This is a genomic window from Streptomyces sp. NPDC005374 (assembly GCF_042872225.1).
Classification (GTDB): Bacteria; Actinomycetota; Actinomycetes; order Streptomycetales; family Streptomycetaceae; genus Streptomyces.
The window spans coordinates 63,667-83,330 of the sequence record NZ_JBIAKA010000016.1 but is presented as its reverse complement, the minus strand read 5'-3'; the positions used below and the strand labels follow the sequence as shown (position 1 = coordinate 83,330).

Genomic DNA, 19,664 nt, shown 5'->3' with positions numbered 1-19,664 from the left:
GACGTCCGTGACCACCGATGACATCAGCGGGATGGGGCCGCTGGTCGCCCGGCTGTCCCGGGGCGGCCGGCGGCTGCGGCAGGCCGACCGGACACATCCGTGGGTGCTGGACACCGCGGTCGTCGTCCTGGTCTTCCTGATGTTCTGCCTGCCCGACCTGCTCCACGACGGCGTCGGTGACGGCGACGGTCCGCGACGGTTCCGGCTCGTGTTCACCCAGCTGCCCGTGGCGGGGATGCTCGCCCTGCAGGCCGGTCTGGTGCTGCCGCTGTTGTGGCGGCGGAGGAGGCCGGTGGCGGCGTTCGCCGTCATCACGGCGGTGTTCGTCCTGCAGTGGTCCCTCAACACCCCGCTGCGCGCGGACGTCGCCCTCTTCATCGCCCTGTACAGCCTGGCCCTGCACGGGCGGCTGCGCCAACTGCCGTGGGCCTGTGCGGCCATGGCGGGCGCCATGGTGCTGGTCGCCGTACGCGTGTCGTCGGCAGTGTCCGTCTGGGACGCGCTGTTCTTCCTGCTGAGCACGGCGACCGCGGCTCTCGCGCTCGGCATGATGGTCCGGATCCGCCGGGCCCAGCTCGCCGGACTGCGGGAGAGGGCCACCCGGCTGGAGATCGAGCGCGACCAGCGCAGCCGGCTGGCCACGGCCACCGAACGCACCCGTGTCGCCCGGGAGATGCACGACATCGTCGGCCACAACCTGTCCGTCATCATCACGCTCGCCGACGCCGGCGCCTACGCCACCGACAGCGCCCCCGAACGCGGCAAGGAGGCCCTCCGGCTCATCGGCGACACCGGCCGTCAGGCCCTCGGCGAGCTGCGGCGCGTCCTCGGCGTGCTGCGCGAGGCCGCGGACGGTACCCCGGGCGGGCCCGAACTCAGCCCGCAGCCCGGCGTCGTGGACATCGGCGCACTGTGCGCCAAGGTGCGCTCCGCCGGACTGGAGGTGGTCTACCGGACCTCCGGCGACGTGGACGCCCTGGACGGCGGGGTACAGCTGACGGTGTACCGCATCGTCCAGGAAGCCCTCACCAACACCCTGAAGCACGCCGACACCCGCACCCGGGTGCACCTGGCGATCGTCGTCGAGGACAACCGGCTGACCATGCGCATCCAGGACACCGGTCCGGCCGTACCGCCCGGACCACCGAACGAGGAAGGACACGGCCTGGTGGGCATGCGGGAGAGAGCGGCTCTGTACGGCGGGAGCGTCAGCGCGGGGCCGACGGACCGCGGAGGATGGAGCGTCGAGGCCGTCCTCGACCTCACGCCCCGGGGCGGTGCCCGGTGACCACCGTGCTCATCGTGGACGACCAGCCGCTGCAACGCTACGGCTTCCACATGCTCCTGGACTCCGTCGCCGAGACCGATGTCGTCGGCGAGGCCGCCCACGGCGCCGAGGCCGTCCGCAAGGCCGCCGAACTGCGCCCGGACGTCGTCCTGATGGACGTCCGGATGCCCGGCATGGACGGCATCGAAGCCACCCGCCGCATCGTCGCCGCCGGCGGCCGCTCGCGCGTCCTGGTGCTCACCACCTTCGATCTCGACGAGTACGTGCACGCCGCCATCCGGGCCGGCGCCAGCGGCTTCCTGCTCAAGGACGCGCGCCCCGAGGAACTCCTCGCCGGCATCCGGGCCGTCGACTCCGGCGACGCCGTCATCGCACCCGCCCTCACCCGCCGCCTTCTGGACGAGTACGCCCGCTACGTCCCCGCCCACCGCCCGGCCGCCACCGAGGAACCGGGACTCGGCTCCCTCACCGACCGCGAGCGCGAGATCCTCGTCGCCGTCGGCAAGGGCTGGACCAACGGGGAGATCGCCACCCGGTTCGTCCTGTCCGAGTCCACCGTCAAGACCCACGTCGGCCGCGTCCTGGCCAAGATCGGCGCCCGCGACCGCATCCAGGCCGTGATCTTCGCCTACGACCACGGGCTCGCCCGGCCCAACACGGACTGAGCCGGGGAACGCCCGTCCGGGCAGGCCGCGTTCGCGGCTGCGAGGACACCACCCAGGTCGGGACGGGCCTTGGGCAACCCACGTACCAGAAGCCCCAAAACTCTGGCAAAGGGGGCTGGGGCAACGGCAGGGTGCCATGTCATCGTGCCTGCCATGCCGACTGATCACCTCACTCACAACCAGCCCCTGGGGCACATGCGTCACACGGCGAGCAAGGTGCCGGAGGTGACCGTCTACTTCTGGATCATCAAGGTGCTGACCACCGGGATGGGCGAGACGGCATCGGACTGGCTCGCCCACCTCCTCGGCCCGATCCCGGCGGTCGCACTCGGTGGTCTGGCCCTGGCGGTCGCACTGGCGGTGCAGTTCGCGGCCCGCCGGTACGTGGCCTGGATCTACTGGACGGCGATCGTCGTGGTGAGCGTGTTCGGCACGATGGCCGCCGACGTGCTCCATGTCGGCCTCGGCGTGCCGTACATCCTCTCGACCCCGTTCTTCATGGCCGCGCTGGCCGCCGTCTTCGCCCTCTGGTACCGGAGCGAACGCACCCTGTCCATCCACAGCGTCCGCACCCGTCGGCGCGAGACCTTCTACTGGGCCGCGGTCCTGGCCACCTTCGCCCTCGGCACCGCGGCCGGCGACCTCACCGCGACGATCGGCCTCGGCTACCTCGGCTCCGTCGTCCTGTACGCCGCCGCGATCGCCGTTCCGGCCGTCGCCCACCACCGGGGCGGCCTGAACGCGGTGACGGCCTTCTGGGCCGCGTACGTCATCACCCGTCCCCTCGGCGCGTCGATCGCCGACTGGATGGCCGTCGGCCACGGCAGGGGCGGACTCGACCTGGGCCTCGGACCGGTCACCGTGTCCTGGACGGTGGCCATCATCGGCTTCGTCGGCTACCTGGCCGTCTCCCGGACGGACGTCCGGAGCAAGCCCGTCTCCTGATGCCGCGGGGATGCCGAGGGGGTGCTGCGCTTCGGCGAGGGAGCGGTTCGAGCTGAGCACCCCGACGGTGGTCGGGCGGCTCCGCGACGAAGATTTTGCGATCACACGAGAACTTCATGAACCGCCTCCCACCTGCGCGAAGTCCCTTTTGCCCGACCGTGCTGACCATCGGTAACCCCGAGTTCACCGGCCTTCTCTTCCTGCGCGTTCTACGCGCGTGGTGCCATGCGGTTGCCCGCCCCCCTGCGGGCACCAACTCGACCAGGAGTCACGCATGTTGTGGAAGGTCCTCACCCGTACCGGAGTCGCTCTCGCCGCCGGTGCCGCCGTACTCGCCGCCTCCGTCCCCGCCAGTGCCGCGAGCTACACCGCGTTCGCCTTCTCGCAGAGCAGCGGTCAGCCCACGATCTACGACTTCATCAACTCGGCGACCACGTCCCTCGACATGACCATGTACGAACTCGAGGACACGACAGCCGTCAACGACCTCATAGCCCTGAAGAACAAGGGCGTCACCGTCCGGGTCGTTCTGGACCGCGCGCACCAGAGCGCCAACAGCTCGGCCTACACGGCGTTGACGAACGCGGGCGTGGGTGTGGTGTGGTCGCCGTCGAGCTTCGTCTACACGCACCAGAAGACGATCACCGTGAACGGCACCAAGTCGCTTGTCCTCACCGGCAATCTGACTTCCCAGTACTACGCGACCGGCCGTGACTACGGGGTGTTCACCGACGACACCCGCGATGTCGCCGCGATCGAGAAGGTGTTCAACGCGGACTACGCCGGGACCTCCGTCACGCCCACCGACGGCGACCACCTGCTCTGGTCCCCCACCGACTCCCGCAGCCGTCTGCTGTCCGTGATCAACGCCGCCACCAAGACGCTCGACGTCCAGGAACTCGAGTTCAGCGACAGCACGGTCGTGGACGCCGTCGCGGCGCGTGCGAAGGCGGGCGTGAAGGTACGGGTCGTCCTGGAGACGCCGGGTGACTACGCCGACGAGGTCTCCGAGATCAAGGCGGCCGGCGGCACGGTCGTCGGGTACTCCGACCCCAACGGCTTCTACATCCACGCCAAGGCCATGGTCGCCGACTACGGCCTCGCGACCCAGGAGGTGGAGGCGGGCTCCATGAACATCAGCAGCAACTCGCTCTCCAACAACCGGGAGTTGGGCATCATCCTGACCGGCACCGGGGTCGCGCAGTCGGTGGCCACCACCGTCGAGACCACGTTCAACGGCGACTACGCGGGCGGCACGGCCGCGTAGTCGCCACGGTGCGGACGGCCGGCCTGCCTCAGCGCGCCGGCCGTCCGCCCACCGTGAGCAGGTGCCCGCTCACCCCCAGCAGCGTCGGCTCCGACTCGATGTGCCGACACGCCGCCAGAACGGCCTCACGGCGCTCCGGGTCGTCCAGCCAGTCCTCGACACCGCCCATGAGCCAGGCGACGCCCTCGACGCCGTACCGGCCCTCGACGGTCAGCCGCGCGTCGGTGAACTCCTTTGCCACCTGGTCCGGTTGGGCGAAGTGGGCGACGGTGAAGAAGCCTTCGTCGTGGTGGGGGTGCCGGCCGTCGTCCACGAGAACGGCGTCGGTGCGTTCGCGGTGCTCCGGGACGAAGTAGCGTTCCTCGCGCATCAGGTCATGCAGTTGCGCGTACCGGTTGATGGTGGCCGCGACGACCAGCCCACCGGGCCGGACCACTCGGCGCGCCTCGGCCAACGCCTTTACCCGGTCGGCCCGTTCGGGCAGGTGGTACAGGGGCCCGAGCATCAGCACCGCGTCGTACGCGCAGTCGTCGGCGGGCAGTGAGCGGGCATCTCCGGACAGTGCCCGCACACCCGGCAGCCGGGCCGCCTGTTCCACGTGGAGCGGCACGGGATCGACGAGGTCGACCTCGTACCCGTCCTGGGCCAGCCACTCCGCGTGCACTCCGCTGCCGCCACCGACGTCCAGCACCCGCGCGGGCGCGGCGGGCAGAAACCGCCGCAGCACGTCCTGGGTGCGCCAGAACTCCAGCCGCCCGGCGGAGGCGCCGCCCGGTCTGAGGCGGGCGTCCTCCTTGCCCTGGGCGTAGTAGGCGAGGATCTCTTCGCGGACCTGCGGTGTCGTCTCGGTCATCGCCCCAGCCTGCTGATCCCGGACGGCGGCGGGCAACGGGATTTCAGCCGCCGCGCGCCGTCACCAGTCCCGACTCGTAGGCGAACACGACCAGTTGGGCGCGGTCCCGGGCGCCCAGCTTGGTCATCGCGCGGCTGATGTGGGTCTTGGCCGTGAGGGGGCTGATCACCATGTGCCGGGCGATCTCCTCGTTGGTCAGGCCACGGGCGGCCAGGCCCGTCACCTCGCGTTCGCGGCGGGTGAGGCATTCCAGGCCGGGAGCGGTGGAGCGGTCCGGTGGGCGGGAGACGAACTCCCCGATCAGGGTGCGGGTGACCGCCGGTGACAGCAGCGCCTCGCCCCGGGCCACCACCTCGATGGCCTGGAGGAGGTCGGCCGGCTCGGTGTCCTTCAGCAGGAAGCCGCTGGCGCCCGCCCGCAGTGCCTCGAAGACGTACTCGTCCAGGCCGTAGTTGGTCAGGATCACCACCCGCACCCTCGCCAGCTCCGGATCCGCGGCGATCCGGCGGGTCGCCTCGATGCCCGTCATCACCGGCATCTGGACGTCGATCAGCGCGATGTCGGGCACCTGCGCGCGCACCAGGTCCACGCCGCGCTCGCCGTCCGCCGCCTCCCCGACCACCTCGATGCCGTCCTCGGCGTCGAGCAGGGCCCGGAACCCGGCCCGCATCAACGCCTGGTCGTCCACGAGCGCCACCCTGATCACGCCGACTCCCCCACCCGTAGGGGCAGTTGCGCCCGCACCGAGAACCCGCCCTCCGCGCGTGGCCCGGCCGTCAGAGTCCCGCCCAGCGCCGTGACGCGTTCGCGCATGCCGCTGAGGCCGTGGCCGGGCTCGGGCGGCCGGTCCGGGTCCGCGGCCCCGTCGTCCTCGACACGGATCGTCAGGTCCTCCTCGCTGTAGTCCAGTTCGACCCGCACCTTCGCCGGTCCCGCATGCCGGGCCGCGTTCGTCAGGGACTCCTGGACGATCCGGTAGGCGGCCCGGTCGAGGGTGGCGGGCAGGGGGCGCTCCGCACCGGCCACAGCCAGGTCGACGGCGAGGCCCGCCGCCCGGGCCCGCTCCACGAGCAGGGCGGGGGTGCCGGTCGGCTCGTCGGTGCGCAGGACCTCCAACGTGGCACGGAGTTCGCGCATCGCCTCGCCGCTCGCCTCCTGGATGGCGAGCAGGGCGGCAGGCACCTCCTCGCCCCGTTTTCGGGCCAGGTGGACGGCCACGCCCGCCTGGAGCTTGACGATGGAGATGCTGTGGGTGAGCGAGTCGTGCAACTCTCTTGCTATGCGCAGGCGTTCCTCCCCGGCGCGGTGCAGGGCCGCCTCCTCCCGGGTCCGCTCGGCCTCCAGGGCACGCTGTTCGGTCTGGCGGAGATACGCCTGCCAGTTGCGGTCGGCGAGACCTGCCACCACCATGCAGAGGAACCAGCCCGCGAGCAGCCCGGCCTTCCCGACCGCCTCCTGGGTCGTGGACCCGGTGGCGATGTACGCCGTCAGGTACACCCCGCTCGCCACGGCCGCCCAGCCCCGGTGGCCCAGTTGCGCCGCGGTGAGCACGGCGGCGAGGACGGGCAGGGCGGCGAGCGCCCCCGGATGGGCGTGCAGCACATACGCCGTGCCACCCGCCGTGGCCGCCGCCAGTACCACCAGCGGAGCGGCCCGGTGGAACGCGAGGACCAGCGAACTCAGCGCCACCAGCGCGAAGTCGACGGCCGCCGTGTCCGCGTCGAAGGCCGCCACGGTCAGGGCGAGGGCACCGACCACGACCGCGAGGGCCGAGTCGGCGAGCCTTTGGCGTGTGGCCGGGCCGGCCGGGTACGCACTCATGCCCACACGCTAGACCGCCGCACCGACAGCGGCGTCAGCCCTGTGGACAACTCCCGCGCTACTCCCCCCGTAGTAGTGCCAGGACCGGCCCGCCCTCCCCGACGCAGCGCGGACTCCCTCCGGCCGTACGACGACCCGGGGCACCCTCGGGGCGCACGCTGCTGCCCATGCCCACACCCTTCCGCCACACCGAGCCCCCGTCACCGAAGGCCGCCACCGGACGGGTCGCCGAGGTCTACGAGCAGTTGGCCCGTGACTTCGGCATCGCCGAACCCGTCACCTTCGTGGTCCTCTCCTCCGCACCCGAACTCCTCGCCCCCGCCTGGGCGCTGATGCGCGAGTCGCTGATCGCCGGCCCCGGCGGCCGCACCGGCAAGGAGCTCGCGGCGCTCGGTGTCTCGCTCGCGAACCGGTGCCCGTTCTGTGTGGACGCGCACACCATGCTGCTGCACGCCACCGGCGACCATGCCCTCGCCGAACGCCTCGCCCGGGGCGAGCGGCCGGAGAACGACGAGCACGCGCGTGTACTGGACTGGGGCAGGCACACGCGCGTGCCGGGCGGCCTGGGCGCGGGGCCGTACCCGTTCCCACGCGAGCACGCCCCCGGTTACCTCGGCACCGCGTTCGCCTTCCACTTCATCAACCGGATCGCGTCCGCCCTGCTCACCGAGAACCTGCTGCCCGGCAACGCCCAGCGGTTCCGGGCCGTCCGCAGCCTCGCGGGCCGCACGCTCGCCCGGACCGTACGCCGGCCCGCCCGGCCCGGCGCGGCCCTCTCCCTGCTCGATCTGCCCGACCCCGGTGAGGCCCCCGCGTGGGCGGACGGCACACCCGTCGGACTCGCGTACGCGGCGCTCCTGCGCGCGGCCATGGCGGGCGCGAGCCTGCTGGACATCGACGACCAGGATCTCGTGGAGGAGACGCTGCTGGACTGGGACGGTTCACACCCGCCACTGGACCTGAGGGGATTCCCGGACCGGGAGGAGCGCCCCGGTGCACGACTTGCGCTGCTGGCGGCCCTCGCGCCGTACCGGATCACAGACCTGGATGTGGCGGCCTGGCGGCGGCCGGAGCACACCGACCACCGTCTGGTACAGCTCGTGGCCTACGGGGCGTTCCTCGCCGTGGACCGGATCGAATCGGCCCTGTACCGCCCCATCGCCCGGACATAAAGGGACACATGACGCATCGACGGCAATCGGCGGCAGGGCACTGTGACGGCACAGGTACGGAGCGAGTTCGCACTTCCGCCCCACAGGGAGTCGTGTGAAACTGGCGTCCCGTCCGCAGTACGGACCCGTCCGCACCGTCCGTCCCCCACGAAAAGTGCGCCGTGCGAACTCTTTCCCTGCCGCTCGCCCTCACCGCACGCATCTCGCCCGTCATGGTGCTCGCCGCGGCGGGCTGGGCGCTCACCTCAGGCCCGGGCGCGACACCCGCCGCCCAGAAGGAGCCGACGCCCCAGTCGGCCGGCGAGTCCCCCTCGGGCACGTCCACGGGTGCGGCTGCCTCGAAGCAGTACGCCGCCGCCCCCGCGCCCTGCGGCAGCATGAGCGCGGCCACCATCAAGGCGCTCGTGCCGGGCGCCAAGGCGGCCGGCAAGGAGATCCCCTCGACGGACACGGCCCTGCGCCGCACCTGCTCCTGGAACGCGCTCAAGGGGTACGACTACCGCTGGCTCGACGTGTCCTTCGAGATCACGGAGTCCGACTCGGCGGCCGCGAAGTCGTACAAGGAGAACATCTCCGAGAAGAGCGGCGGCGGGAGCGTGCCCGGTGTCGGTGACGCCGGGTACTCGGTGGTGAACCTGACCACCGAGGACAAGCAGCAGACCCGCGAGGGCGTGGTCATGATCCAGGCGTCCAACGCGCTGGTGACCGTGACGTACAACGGCAGCGACTTCGAGTCGAAGAAGGCGCCGAGCACGGACGAGATCAACAAGGGCGCCATCAAGGCCGCCAAGGAAGCGGTCGCGGCACTGAAGAGCGGCCAGAAGGCCTGAGCCGACAGGCCCGAGCCGATTCCGACCGCTCTCCACACGCGCGTGACCTCGACCGTCAGACCTTGATGCCCTCCTGCTTCCTGCCCTTGGGCAGCATCAGCGCGACGTACAGCACCAGCGAGGTGCCCAGACCCACCGCCCAGCCGTAGTCGGCCAGCGGCTTGAGGAAGGGGATCAGACCGTCGGTCGGGAACGGGCCCGTCTTCTTGCCGTCCGCGCCCACGCCCGAGTACGAGCCGCCGACCGCGAGCAGACCGCCGACCACGAACGCGGCGATGGCCCGCCAGTTCCAGCCGTTGGTGTACCAGTAGCGGCCGCCGGGCGTGTAGAGGTCCACGAGGTGCAGGACCGTGCGCCGGATGATCCAGTAGTCGGCGATGAGGATGCCCGCGACCGTGCCGAGCAGGCCGCCGACCACGCCGAGCCAGGTGAAGATGTAGAACTCCGGCGTGGAGATCAGCTTCCACGGGAAGATCAGGATGCCGACGACACCCGTGATCAGCGCGCCCGTGCGGAAGTTGATGAACTTCGGCGCCAGGTTGGACAGGTCGTACGCCGGTGAGACCACGTTCGCCGCGATGTTCACGGAGATCGTGGCGACCAGCACGATGATCAGCGCGAAGAGCAGACCGAAGGCGTTGTCCGCCTTGGCGGCCAGCGCGACGGGGTCCCAGATGGCCTCGCCGTAGACGACCTCGGAGCCGGAGGTGACCAGCACGGCGAGGACCGCGAAGAGCGTCATCGTCGTGGGAAGTCCGAGGGCCTGCCCCCAGGTCTGCGCCTTCTGACTGGCGCCGAAGCGGGTGAAGTCGGGGATGTTCAGCGACAGGGTCGCCCAGAAGCCGATCATGCCCATCAGGGACGGGAAGAAGACCGGCCAGAAGTCGGGGCCCCAGCCGAGCTTGGAGGGCTGGTCGAGCAGCGCGCCGAAGCCGTCCGCCTTGACGGCGATCCAGATCAGCAGGACGAGGGCGCCGGCGATCACGAAGGGCGCGGCCCAGTTCTCGAAGTGCCGCAGGAAGTCCATGCCGCGGTAGATGATCGCGATCTGGAGTGCCCAGAACAGGATGAAGCAGAGCCACAGGGGCCACGGGTTGCCGGCGATCTGGCTCGCGTTCTCCCAGTGGCCGCCGGTGAGTTTGGAGCCCAGCGCGAAGATGCCGCTGCCGCCGATCCAGGTCTGGATGCCGAACCATCCGCAGGCCACGGCCGCCCGGATCAGCGCCGGGACGTTGGCGCCGCGCAGCCCGAAGGAGGCGCGGGCGAGCACCGGGAAGGGGATGCCGTACTTGGGTCCGGCGTGCCCGGTGGCCAGCATCGGCAGCAGCACGATGATGTTGGCCAGGGCGATGGTGAACACGGCCTGCTTCCAGTCCATGCCGAGGGCGACCAGGCCGGAGGCCAGGGTCCAGCTGGGGATGCAGTGCGCCATGGAGATCCACAGGGCCGCGAAGTTGTACGTCGTCCACTTGCGCTCGGAGACGGGTACGGGACGCAGGTCCTCGTTGGCGAAGGGGCTGTCGGCGGGGAATGCCTCGGGGGCGAGCTCGACGCGGCCACCGGTACTGCCGGCGGACTGCGGTATCGACGACCCCGTGGGGACTGTTTCGGTCATGGGCAGGCCAATCGATCAGAACGGGACGGGATAGGCCGTGCGGGGGCCTCGGGCGGAGCCGGGACGGGCGGGGAGGCCCTGCCCGGCCCCGCCACCCCTCCCCGGGACGGCGGGAAGGGGGGACAAGGAGTGGGGGGTCGGTCGAGCGGTACCGCGAGGAGGGTCAGGAGTTGACGGCGGGGATGATCTTGGAGCCGTACGCGTCGATGGTCGCTTCCTGGGCGTCGTGCATGTCGTAGACGGCGAACTGGTCGACGCCCAGCTCGCGCAGCGCGTTCAGCTTCTCGATGTGCTTCTCGGCCGGTCCGATGAGGCAGAACCGGTCGACGATCTCGTCGGGCACGAAGGCGGTGTCCGGGTTGTCGGCGCGCCCGTGGTGCGAGTAGTCGTACCCCTCACGCGCCTTGATGTAGTCCGTGAGCTCGTCGGGGACGGCGGCGGAGTGCTCGCCGTACTTCGACACCAGGTCGGCCACGTGGTTGCCGACCATCCCGCCGAACCAGCGGCACTGCTCACGCGCGTGGGCGAGCGCCTCGGGCGAGTCGTCCTCGGTGACGTAGGCGGGGGCGGCGACGCAGATCGTGACCTCCGAGGGGTCCCGGCCCGCGGCGACGGCCGCGTCCTTGACCGCCTTCACCATGTACTCGGTGAGGTACAGGTCGGCCAGCTGGAGGATGAACCCGTCGGCCTCCTCACCGGTCATCTTCAGCGCCTTCGGCCCGTACGCCGCCATCCATACGGGGAGTTCGGCGCCTTCCTTGATCCACGGGAACCTGATGACGGTCCCGCCGAGGTCGGCCTCCTGGCCCGAGCCGAGCGCCTTGATGACCTTCATGGCCTCGCTGATCCGCGCCAGCGTGTTGGGCGTACGGCCCGCGACCCGCATCGCGGAGTCACCGCGGCCGATGCCGCAGACCGTGCGGTTGCCGAACATGTCGTTGAGGGTGGCGAAGGTGGACGCGGTCACCTCCCAGGTACGGGTGCCCGGGTTGGTGACCATCGGGCCGACCTTCAGCTTCGAGGTGTTGGACAGGATCTGGCTGTAGATGACGAACGGTTCCTGCCACAGCACGGCGGAGTCGAAGGTCCATCCGTAGGTGAAGCCGTTGCGTTCGGCCCGCTTCATCAGGCTGATGACCTTCGAGGCGGGGGGATCCGTCTGCAGGACGAGTCCGAAGTCCATGCGCGCCACTCCTAGTTGAGGTACTGACAGGTGGAGCGGGGGGTGTACGTGCCGTGGCCGGCGCGTCCGGTGTACTCCCGCTCGGTGATGACGAGTTCGCCGCGCGAGAGAACCGTCTCGACCCGGCCGGTGAGGCGCCGGCCCTCGTAGGCCGAGTAGTCGACGTTCATGTGGTGGGTCTCGGCGGAGATGATCTGCTCGGCGTGCGGGTCGTAGATCACGATGTCGGCGTCGGCGCCCGGGGCGATGGTGCCCTTCTTCGGGTACATGCCGAACATCCGGGCCGGGGTGGCGCAGGCGATCTCGATCCAGCGGCGGCGTGAGATGTGTCCGTCGACGACGCCCTGGTGGAGCAGGTCCATGCGGTTCTCGACGCCGGGAAGGCCGTTGGGGATCTTCGAGAAGTCGCCGCGGCCGAGTTCCTTCTGCCCGACGAAGCAGAACGGGCAGTGGTCGGTGGAGACGACCTGGAGGTCGTTGGTCCTGAGGCCCTGCCACAGCTTGGCCTGGTGTTCCTTCGGACGCAGCGGCGTGCTGCACACGTACTTCGAGCCCTCGAAATCGGGTTCCGCGAGGTTGTCCGTGGAGAGGAACAGGTACTGCGGGCAGGTCTCTCCGAAGACGTTGAGCCCCTCGTCGCGCGCCCGCGCCAGCTCGGCCACTGCCTCCATGGCCGAGACGTGCACGACGTACAGCGGGGCGCCCGCGACCTGGGCGAGCTTGATGGCGCGGTGGGTGGCCTCGGCCTCGAGCAGCGCCTTGCGCACCTCGCCGTGATAGCGGGGGTCGGTCTCGCCGCGTGCCAGCGCCTGTTCCACGAGCACGTCGATCGCGATGCCGTTCTCGGCGTGCATCATGATCAGGCCGCCGTTCTCGGCGGAGCGCTGCATGGCACGCAGGATCTGGCCGTCGTCGGAGTAGAAGACGCCGGGGTAGGCCATGAACTGCTTGAAGGAGGTGACTCCTTCCTCCACCAGCAGGTCCATCTCCTTGAGCGTGTCCTGGTTCACGTCGGAGACGATCATGTGGAAGCCGTAGTCGATGGCGCAGTTGCCCCCGGCCTTGGCGTGCCAGGCGTCCAGGCCCTCGCGCAGGGTGTGGCCGACGCTCTGCACGGCGAAGTCGACGATCGTCGTCGTTCCGCCCCAGGCGGCGGCCCTGGTGCCGGTCTCGAAGGTGTCGGAGGCGAAGGTGCCGCCGAACGGCAGCTCCATGTGGGTGTGGGCGTCGACGCCACCGGGGATGACGTACTTCCCGGTGGCGTCGATCGTGCGGTCCGCGGTCCAGTTCTGCGTGCCGGGCACGGCGAGGGCGGCGATGCGGCCGTCCTCGATCAGCACGTCGGCGTGGATCTCGTCGGACGCGGTGATGACGAGGCCACCGCGGATGACGGTACGGCTGCTCATGTTCCCTCTCCTGCCAAGGTGATCGGTTCGGTCAGGGTGCGGTCAGCGGCGGGTAGGCGTCCGGACGGCGGTCGCGGTAGAACTGCCAGCGGTCGCGGACTTCCCTCAGCTTGGCCATGTCCAGGTCGCGGACGACGAGTTCGGTCTCCTTGTCGCTCGCCACCTCGCCGACGAACTGCGCCTCCGGGTCGACGAAGTACGTCGTGCCGTAGAAGTCGTTGTCGCCCAGCTCCTCGACACCGACCCGGTTGATCGCGCCGACGAAGTACTCGTTGGCGACGGCCGCCGCGGGCTGCTCCAGCTGCCACAGGTAGGCGGACAGTCCGCGCGAGGTGGCCGAGGGGTTGAAGACGATCTCGGCGCCGGCGAGGCCCAACGCCCGCCAGCCTTCCGGGAAGTGGCGGTCGTAGCAGATGTAGACACCGATCTTTCCGACCTTGGTGTCGAAGATCGGCCATCCCAGGTTGCCGGGGCGGAAGTAGAACTTCTCCCAGAATCCGGGCACTTGGGGGATGTGGTGCTTGCGGTACTTGCCGAGGTACGAGCCGTCCGCGTCGATGACGGCGGCGGTGTTGTAGAGGACGCCGGGCTGCTCCTCCTCGTACATCGGAAGGATCAGGACGATGCCCAACTCCTTGGCCAGCGACTGGAATCGCTTGACGATCGGGCCGTCCGGGATCTGTTCGGCGTACTCGTAGAACGCCTTGTCCTGGACCTGGCAGAAGTACGGCCCGTAGAACAGCTCCTGGAAGCACAGGACCTGAGCACCCTGCGCGGCCGCGTCGCGGGCCGCCTGCTCGTGTACCTGGATCATCGACTCCTTGTCGCCCGTCCACGCGGTCTGGAAAAGGGCGGCGCGAATCACTCTGCTCATCGGGACCTCCGGGTCACTCGGTGTGTGAGAAGACTAGGAAGTCCGAAAACCGGCTTTGAGTTGCACGGTGTCACGTCTGCGGGCGTGCTGCGTGCCACGGTGTCACCCTGTCGTGAGCCCATGTTTCACCGCCGTTTTCCCAGGTCGTGGCATGTTTCAGCCCTGTTGCGCGTCGTGCGCGAGGAGCGCGATGTGTACCGAGGCGGCCTGCTCGAAATCGTCGAGGTCGACGCCGAGCCGGGTCTGTATCGCCTCCAGCCGCCGGTAGAGCGCGGGGCGGGAGACGTGGTGGAGCTGGGCGGTGCGGGACTTGTTGCGGCCGGTGGCGAGATAGGTGCGCAGGACGGCGAGCAGGTCCTCGCCGGCCGCGCACAGCAGACCGTCCAGCTCACGCTCGGCGAAGGACTGCACGTGCGGGTCGTCCCGCAGCAGCCGGATCAGGCCACGCAGATGTACGTCCTTGAGCCGGACGACCGGGGGAAGATCGAGGACCGTCACCGAGTCGGCGACGGCGTCGGCGACGTGCTGGGCCTCCCGCAGACCTCCGGGGACGTCGTCCCAGGCGGTCCTGGGATCCGCGGCGGCCACGACGGTGCGCGTCAGCCGGGCCGCGAAGTTCGCCACGAGCGTCGCCGCGTCCTGGTCCCGGGCCAGGCTCAGCAGCACGGCGGTGGCGTCGTCCGCGACTTCGGCGACGATCCCGGGCAGCCCCAACAGCCGTAGCACCCGGTCGAGTTCGGCCGGATCACCGTCCCGCACGACGAGCGGCACGAAGGTGCGCCGGTTGACGGGCAGTCCGGCCGCCCGCGCACGGGGCAACAGCTGCCTGGCCGGTACGACCCCGCTGACCAGGTCGGTGAGCAGGCTCTGCGCGGACTGCTCCTCCCAGGTGTGGGCGGAGGTGCCGCCGAGCATGCGGTGCAGGACGAGGGCCTCGGCAGCGCGGTCGGCGAGGAGGCGTCCGGTGGCAGTGTCGCCGCGGTAGCCGCACAGCATGATCTGGCCCCAGCGCTCCCCGCGCCCGCCCAGTTCGGCGCGGATCCAGCCGTCGCCCTCGCTGCCGCCGGCCTGGCGGGAGATGCGTTCCCAGTCGCGCAGCACGTCGTCCACCGCGGACCGCTCCCCCGCCGTGGCGAGGACGCGGTGGGCGAGGTTGGTGACGACGACGGGACAGCCGCTGTGGTGGGCGATCTCGTCCAGCAGCCGCTGGAGCGGGGCGCCCGCGGTGATGAGCCCGGTGAGGGCGGTGCGGACGGCCTCGGACATGCTGACGGCGGCGAACTTCCGCCGCACCAGCCGCGCCTGGACCTCCTCGGTCAGCTCGGCGAAGGGGAAGGGCCGGTGCAGGACGACCATGGGCAGCCCGCACCGCTCGGCGGCCCTGCGCATCGTGTCCGGCGCCGTCGGGAACGCGCGGCCGAGTCCGAGGACCACGGCCGCGGCCTCCGCGCGGTGCAGGGACTGGATGTACTCGGCCTGCTTGCTCTCGTCACCGGCGAGCAGCACCCCGGTGGTGAGGACCATCTCGCCGCCGCTGAGCATCACGCCGACGTCGGCGGCCTCGGCCACGTGCACCCAGCGCACGGCCCGGTCGAGCTGGCTCGCACCGGCCACCACCTCGGGCTCCCCGGCCAGGACCCGTTCCAGCATGAGGACCTGGCGGACCGACAGGGTCGGCTCCAAGGACTCCAGGGGCTCCAAGGTGGTGCTCATGACGGTGTTCCCTTGCTCTGGACCTACTGGATGGTGCTCCTCAGAGCGCGTTCGAGGATCGCGGCGCCCTCTTCGGCCTCCGCGACGGTCAGGGACAGGGGCGGGGCGATCCTGAGGGCGCTGGTGTTGTGCCCGCCGCCCTTGCCGAGCAGCAGCCCCTCGGCGCGGGCCGCCTCCAGTACGGCGGACGCGGTCTGCGGGTCGGCCTCGTCGGTGCCGGGCTTGACCAGCTCGACGCCGATCATGAGCCCGCGCCCCCGCACCTCCCGTACGCCCGGAAGCTGTGCCGCGACGGCCCGCAGCCGCTCGATGAGCAGTCCGCCGACCCGCCGGGCGTTGCCCTGCAGGTCGTGTTCCAGGAGGTACGCCAGGTTGGCGAGGCCGGCGGCCATGGTGATCTGGGTGCCGCCGAACGTCGAGATGCTGTTGGAGTCCAGGCAGTTCATGATCTCGGCGCGGGCGACGACCCCGCCGATGGACATGCCGTTGCCGATGCCCTTGGCGAAGGTGAGGATGTCCGGCGGGCCGTTTTGGTCGTGTGCCTGCCAGCCCCAGAAGTGGTCGCCGGTGCGGCCCCAGCCGGTCTGCACCTCGTCGGCGATCCAGAGGATGCCGTGTTCGTGGAGCACCTCGCGGAAGGCGGCGTAGAGGCCGTCGGGCGGGGAGGTGAAGCCGCCGACGCCCTGGACGGGTTCGGCGATCAGGGCCGCGGGCGGGCGGGTGTGGCCGAGGAGGTCCTTGAGGTCGTCGACGCAGGCGGCGATGAAGTCGTCGTCGTTCAGGGACGCGTACGGGCCGCGGGTGCGCACGCCTCCGTGGACGTACAGCGTCTGGAGCGGGGACAGCGAGGTGGGTGACCAGCCGCGGTTGCCGGTGATGCCGACGGCGCTGAAGGAGCGGCCGTGGTAGCTGTTGCGCATCGCGAGGATCGTGTTGCTGCGGCGGTGGGTCGTGGCCAGCATCAGGGCGGTGTCGTTGGCCTCGGTGCCGGAGGTGGTGAAGAAGACCCGGGCGTCCGGGATGCCGGACAACTGGCTGATCCTCTCGGCCAGTTCCACCATCGGCCGGTTGAGGTAGAGAGTGGACGAGTGGATGATCCTCCCGGCCTGTTCACTCACCGCCTTGGTGACCTCGGGCAGCGCGTGCGCGGTCATCGTCGTCAGGATGCCGCCGAAGAAGTCGAGGTACTTGTTGCCCTCGGAGTCCCACACGTGCCGGCCCTCGCCGTGCGTGATCTCCAGCGGGTTCTCGTAGTAGAGGGCGAGCCAGTCGGGAAGCACGGCCCGGTGGCGGCCCAGCAGGTCCTCGGTCACGGCTGCACCAGCCCTTCGTAGGCGTCGGGACGGCGGTCGCGGTAGAACGCCCACTGCTGCCGTACCTCTTCGACGAGGTCGAAGTCGAGATCGCGGACGAGGAGTTCCTCCTCCTTGTCACTCGCCGTGTCCCCCACGAACTGGCCACGAGGATCGACGAAGTACGACGTCCCGTAGAAGTCGTTGTCGCCGTACTCCTCGACGCCGACCCGGTTGATGGCCGCGACGAAGTACTCGTTGGCGACGGCCGCCGCCGGCTGCTCGAGGCGCCACAGGTGGGAGGAGAGCCCCCGGTGCGTGGCGGACGGGTTGTAGACGATCTGGGCGCCGTTCAGGCCGAGTTGCCGCCAGCCCTCCGGGAAGTGGCGGTCGTAGCAGATGTAGACGCCGACCTTGCCGACGGCCGTGTCGAAAACCGGCCAGCCGAGGTTGCCGGGCTTGAAGTAGTACTTCTCCCAGAAGCCCTTGACCTGCGGAATGTGGTGCTTGCGGTACTTGCCGAGGACGCTGCCGTCGGCGTCGATCACGACCGCGGTGTTGTAGTAGAAGCCGGACTGCTCGATCTCGAACACCGGCACGACGATCACCATGCCGGTCTCGCGGGCGAGTTCCTGCATACGAAGTGTGGTGGGCCCGTCGGGCACCGGTTCGGCCCAGCGGTAGTGCTCGGGTTCCTGGACCTGGCAGAAGTAGGGGGCGTTGAACACTTCCTGGAACCCGATGATCTTCGCGCCCTGTCGGGCCGCCTCGCGGGCGTGCTCCTCGTGTTTCGCCACCATGGACTCGGTGTCGCCGGTCCAGGTGGCCTGAACCAGAGCGGCACGTACGACGTTGGCCATGAGCTGCTCCTTCGGCGGGACGCCAGTGCCTCTACGCCCGTAGACACGGCCGTAGAGGCACGAACGTAAGCCTCCTGGAGAGGCTTGCCAAGACCATCGTCGTTAACCCGCGAAGTCGATCACGTTTCGCACCCCACTGGACGAGTGGCATGGCCGGTCGGCGGGGTTGTGCGGGACCCGTCAGGCGGAGAAACCGGCGACGCGCAGGGCGTGGACCAGGTCCCAGTGCCGCTCGTCCGAGATGCCTTTCGCGGCCTGGAGGAGCAGCGGCACCAGCGTCTGCGGGCCGGGCTCCGCGCTGCGGGCGGCCTCCTCGGGGGTACGGACGCGGACGTAGGCGTCGAGGAGCGCGGAGACCTCCCGCCTGCGCCCCTCGGAGATCAGCCCGAGCACGGCGGCGCCGATCTCGGCGGCGGGCCGCGCGACGCCCTGCCGGAGCATCTGCTCCCCGTCCGTGCTCCGCCCGGCCGCGACCAGCGCGTCCGCGGCGGCCACCAGGCGCTCGGCGGGCAGCGAGGCGGCCTCCCACAGCAGGGTCGCCCAGTCCGCGCCGAGCCCGGCGTGCTGGAGCTCCGCGGCGAGCAGCGGGAAACGGCCGGCGGGCCAGTGGGCGATCTCGACGAGCAGGGCGTGCGCCTCGCCGGTACGGCCCTCGGAGCGCAGCCGCACGAGCGTCGCGACGGTGTCGGCGGTCTCCCGCCGCGCCACCACGTCCAGCGGCTCGCCCTGCTGCTCCGACCGTGCCTCGGACGCCCTCGCGGCCCCGGCGAACCTGGCCCCCCGTGGGGTCCGCCCCTTCGTCACGGGCTCGGCGGGCGCATCGGGCCCCGCCGCCGGGGGTACGGCGACGGCGGCGGCGTCCCCCTCGGCCATACCGGCGAAACGGGCACTGCCCCGGCGACGCTTGCGCTGCTTGGGTGCCGGGGCGTCCTCGGGGGGCCGGGCGGCGGGAGCCGGTTCGGCAGCGTCGACCGGGGGACTCTCGCGCTGCTGGGGTATCTCCGGGAACCCGACACCTCGGCCGCCGGTTCCACGGGACTCGGCCTCCCGGCCACCGCCCCCGTACCCGCCGGTCTCGTGACCGCCACCCCTGTGACCGCCGCCCCTGTGACTTCCGCCCGCCTCCCCGTGGCCGCCGGCGCCACGCCCACCGGCTCCGGCACCGCCGTCCCCACGTCCGTCGTCCCAGGCGCGGTCCGCCCGTGGTGCGTCCTTCGGTGCCCCCCGGAACATCCCGCTGTCCGCGGCCTGTGCGCGTCCGCCCGCCCCGTTCCTGCCGGACATCGACCGGCGGTCCGACTCGGCCATCCGGGACTGGAGTTCGGCGCAGCGGCGGGTCGCGCGTTCGTGGTCGTCGCGGGCCCAGGCGAGGTCGAGGCGGATCGCGTCGGCCTGGTCCTGAGTGGTGGCGGCGGCGAGCAACCGGCCCAGTTCGGCCTGCCGTTCGGCGGCGTAGCGCTGTTCGCGGAGCATGACGTCGAAGCGGTCACCGAGGGCGTCCCGGCCGCCGGGCCGGGCGTCGTGGGCCGCCTGCGCGGCTGCGTGCAGGGGCCGGGCCCGCTCGGCCTCGACGCGGGCCGCCTCGGAGCCGTAGCCGACGGCGAGGTCCTGGAGGAGCGCCTCCACCACGTCCCAGGGCGGGACTTCACGGCCGTCGAGGCAGGCTTGCATACCGTCCGGGTCGCGCTGCCAGAACACCGCGCACCAGCCGGCGCCCTGATCCAGGCGCGCCAGCACACGCTCCAGGTATGCCACGAACTCCCGCACTTGACCCGGGAGTTGATCCACTGCCATTGCTCAACTCCCGTTAGACCGGAGCACTCCGACCGTTAGGCAACACCAGCAGTGTTACGAACGGGCTACAGCGAGTTTGCAATGGG

General features: G+C 70.7%; 17 protein-coding genes. 6 read left to right on the top strand and 11 right to left on the bottom strand.

Annotation, left to right across the window (positions count from 1 at the left end):
- The first annotated feature begins 7 nt into the window (after positions 1-7).
- The 4 genes from ACFYRX_RS34205 (at position 8) to ACFYRX_RS34190 (ending at position 4,165) form a co-directional block, all read left to right on the top strand.
- The gene (locus tag ACFYRX_RS34205; protein WP_389108319.1) at positions 8-1,288 is read left to right on the top strand and encodes a sensor histidine kinase; all 1,281 of its coding nucleotides are present in this window, start codon (positions 8-10) and stop codon (positions 1,286-1,288) included.
- Positions 1,285-1,953: a response regulator gene (locus tag ACFYRX_RS34200; RefSeq protein ID WP_389108318.1), complete on the top strand. Its 669-nt coding sequence runs from the start codon at positions 1,285-1,287 to the stop codon at positions 1,951-1,953. The genes ACFYRX_RS34205 and ACFYRX_RS34200 overlap by 4 nt, the downstream gene beginning before the upstream one ends.
- A gap of 153 nt (positions 1,954-2,106) precedes the next feature.
- On the top strand, positions 2,107-2,898 hold the full coding sequence (locus ACFYRX_RS34195) for a hypothetical protein (RefSeq protein ID WP_389108315.1): 792 nt from the start codon (positions 2,107-2,109) through the stop codon (positions 2,896-2,898).
- Positions 2,899-3,172: 274 nt separating this feature from the next.
- Positions 3,173-4,165 carry a phospholipase D-like domain-containing protein gene (locus tag ACFYRX_RS34190; protein ID WP_389108313.1) on the top strand — a complete coding sequence of 331 codons (993 nt, stop codon included), beginning with the start codon at positions 3,173-3,175 and terminating at the stop codon, positions 4,163-4,165.
- 28 nt (positions 4,166-4,193) lie between these two features.
- On the opposite strand, the gene ACFYRX_RS34185 is transcribed toward ACFYRX_RS34190, so the two are convergent.
- The 3 genes from ACFYRX_RS34185 to ACFYRX_RS34175 are packed head-to-tail and all read right to left on the bottom strand — an operon-like array spanning position 4,194 to position 6,839.
- Positions 4,194-5,018, bottom strand: coding sequence for a class I SAM-dependent methyltransferase (locus ACFYRX_RS34185; RefSeq protein ID WP_389108310.1), 825 nt, complete (start codon positions 5,016-5,018; stop codon positions 4,194-4,196).
- A 43-nt stretch (positions 5,019-5,061) separates the two neighbouring features.
- The gene (locus ACFYRX_RS34180; RefSeq protein ID WP_389108308.1) at positions 5,062-5,724 is read right to left on the bottom strand and encodes a response regulator; all 663 of its coding nucleotides are present in this window, start codon (positions 5,722-5,724) and stop codon (positions 5,062-5,064) included.
- Entirely contained in the window at positions 5,721-6,839 is a 1,119-nt protein-coding gene (locus ACFYRX_RS34175; RefSeq protein WP_389108306.1) for a sensor histidine kinase, read from the bottom strand. Before ACFYRX_RS34175 ends, ACFYRX_RS34180 begins: the two co-directional genes overlap by 4 nt.
- Before the next feature lie 167 nt (positions 6,840-7,006).
- On the opposite strand from ACFYRX_RS34175, the gene ACFYRX_RS34170 reads away from it, so the two are divergent.
- Positions 7,007-8,011: a carboxymuconolactone decarboxylase family protein gene (locus ACFYRX_RS34170; RefSeq protein ID WP_389108304.1), complete on the top strand. Its 1,005-nt coding sequence runs from the start codon at positions 7,007-7,009 to the stop codon at positions 8,009-8,011.
- A gap of 161 nt (positions 8,012-8,172) precedes the next feature.
- On the top strand, positions 8,173-8,841 hold the full coding sequence (locus tag ACFYRX_RS34165; protein WP_389108302.1) for a hypothetical protein: 669 nt from the start codon (positions 8,173-8,175) through the stop codon (positions 8,839-8,841).
- A gap of 55 nt (positions 8,842-8,896) precedes the next feature.
- Here ACFYRX_RS34165 and ACFYRX_RS34160 read toward each other — a convergent pair whose 3' ends face one another.
- The 8 genes from ACFYRX_RS34160 to ACFYRX_RS34125 all read right to left on the bottom strand — a co-directional run bounded on the left by ACFYRX_RS34160 (position 8,897) and on the right by ACFYRX_RS34125 (position 19,578).
- Positions 8,897-10,456: an NCS1 family nucleobase:cation symporter-1 gene (locus ACFYRX_RS34160; RefSeq protein ID WP_389108301.1), complete on the bottom strand. Its 1,560-nt coding sequence runs from the start codon at positions 10,454-10,456 to the stop codon at positions 8,897-8,899.
- 163 nt (positions 10,457-10,619) lie between these two features.
- The gene (locus ACFYRX_RS34155) at positions 10,620-11,639 is read right to left on the bottom strand and encodes a TIGR03842 family LLM class F420-dependent oxidoreductase (protein ID WP_389108299.1); all 1,020 of its coding nucleotides are present in this window, start codon (positions 11,637-11,639) and stop codon (positions 10,620-10,622) included.
- An 11-nt stretch (positions 11,640-11,650) separates the two neighbouring features.
- Positions 11,651-13,045, bottom strand: coding sequence for a dihydropyrimidinase (gene hydA, locus ACFYRX_RS34150; RefSeq protein ID WP_389108297.1), 1,395 nt, complete (start codon positions 13,043-13,045; stop codon positions 11,651-11,653).
- 31 nt (positions 13,046-13,076) lie between these two features.
- A complete protein-coding gene (locus ACFYRX_RS34145) occupies positions 13,077-13,919 on the bottom strand; it encodes a nitrilase-related carbon-nitrogen hydrolase (RefSeq protein WP_355746358.1) in 843 nt (280 codons plus the stop codon).
- A 156-nt stretch (positions 13,920-14,075) separates the two neighbouring features.
- On the bottom strand, positions 14,076-15,632 hold the full coding sequence (locus ACFYRX_RS34140) for a PucR family transcriptional regulator (RefSeq protein WP_389108295.1): 1,557 nt from the start codon (positions 15,630-15,632) through the stop codon (positions 14,076-14,078).
- A gap of 23 nt (positions 15,633-15,655) precedes the next feature.
- Positions 15,656-16,945: an aspartate aminotransferase family protein gene (locus ACFYRX_RS34135; RefSeq protein WP_389108292.1), complete on the bottom strand. Its 1,290-nt coding sequence runs from the start codon at positions 16,943-16,945 to the stop codon at positions 15,656-15,658.
- Positions 16,942-17,784, bottom strand: coding sequence for a nitrilase-related carbon-nitrogen hydrolase (locus ACFYRX_RS34130; protein WP_389108290.1), 843 nt, complete (start codon positions 17,782-17,784; stop codon positions 16,942-16,944). Before ACFYRX_RS34130 ends, ACFYRX_RS34135 begins: the two co-directional genes overlap by 4 nt.
- A gap of 180 nt (positions 17,785-17,964) precedes the next feature.
- The gene (locus ACFYRX_RS34125; RefSeq protein ID WP_389108288.1) at positions 17,965-19,578 is read right to left on the bottom strand and encodes a hypothetical protein; all 1,614 of its coding nucleotides are present in this window, start codon (positions 19,576-19,578) and stop codon (positions 17,965-17,967) included.
- Positions 19,579-19,664 lie beyond the last annotated feature (86 nt).

What these genes read in the sequence shown, in the direction of transcription:
- ACFYRX_RS34155 (WP_389108299.1), bottom strand. Translation starts at nt 11,639, where the DNA reads ATGGACTTCGGACTCGTCCTGCAGACGGATCCCCCCGCCTCGAAGGTC.
- ACFYRX_RS34130 (WP_389108290.1), bottom strand. Translation starts at nt 17,784, where the DNA reads ATGGCCAACGTCGTACGTGCCGCTCTGGTTCAGGCCACCTGGACCGGC.
- hydA (WP_389108297.1), bottom strand. Translation starts at nt 13,045, where the DNA reads ATGAGCAGCCGTACCGTCATCCGCGGTGGCCTCGTCATCACCGCGTCC.
- ACFYRX_RS34170 (WP_389108304.1), top strand. Translation starts at nt 7,007, where the DNA reads ATGCCCACACCCTTCCGCCACACCGAGCCCCCGTCACCGAAGGCCGCC.
- ACFYRX_RS34145 (WP_355746358.1), bottom strand. Translation starts at nt 13,919, where the DNA reads ATGAGCAGAGTGATTCGCGCCGCCCTTTTCCAGACCGCGTGGACGGGC.
- ACFYRX_RS34175 (WP_389108306.1), bottom strand. Translation starts at nt 6,839, where the DNA reads ATGAGTGCGTACCCGGCCGGCCCGGCCACACGCCAAAGGCTCGCCGAC.
- ACFYRX_RS34195 (WP_389108315.1), top strand. Translation starts at nt 2,107, where the DNA reads ATGCCGACTGATCACCTCACTCACAACCAGCCCCTGGGGCACATGCGT.
- ACFYRX_RS34160 (WP_389108301.1), bottom strand. Translation starts at nt 10,456, where the DNA reads ATGACCGAAACAGTCCCCACGGGGTCGTCGATACCGCAGTCCGCCGGC.
- ACFYRX_RS34140 (WP_389108295.1), bottom strand. Translation starts at nt 15,632, where the DNA reads ATGAGCACCACCTTGGAGCCCCTGGAGTCCTTGGAGCCGACCCTGTCG.
- ACFYRX_RS34185 (WP_389108310.1), bottom strand. Translation starts at nt 5,018, where the DNA reads ATGACCGAGACGACACCGCAGGTCCGCGAAGAGATCCTCGCCTACTAC.
- ACFYRX_RS34125 (WP_389108288.1), bottom strand. Translation starts at nt 19,578, where the DNA reads ATGGCAGTGGATCAACTCCCGGGTCAAGTGCGGGAGTTCGTGGCATAC.
- ACFYRX_RS34190 (WP_389108313.1), top strand. Translation starts at nt 3,173, where the DNA reads ATGTTGTGGAAGGTCCTCACCCGTACCGGAGTCGCTCTCGCCGCCGGT.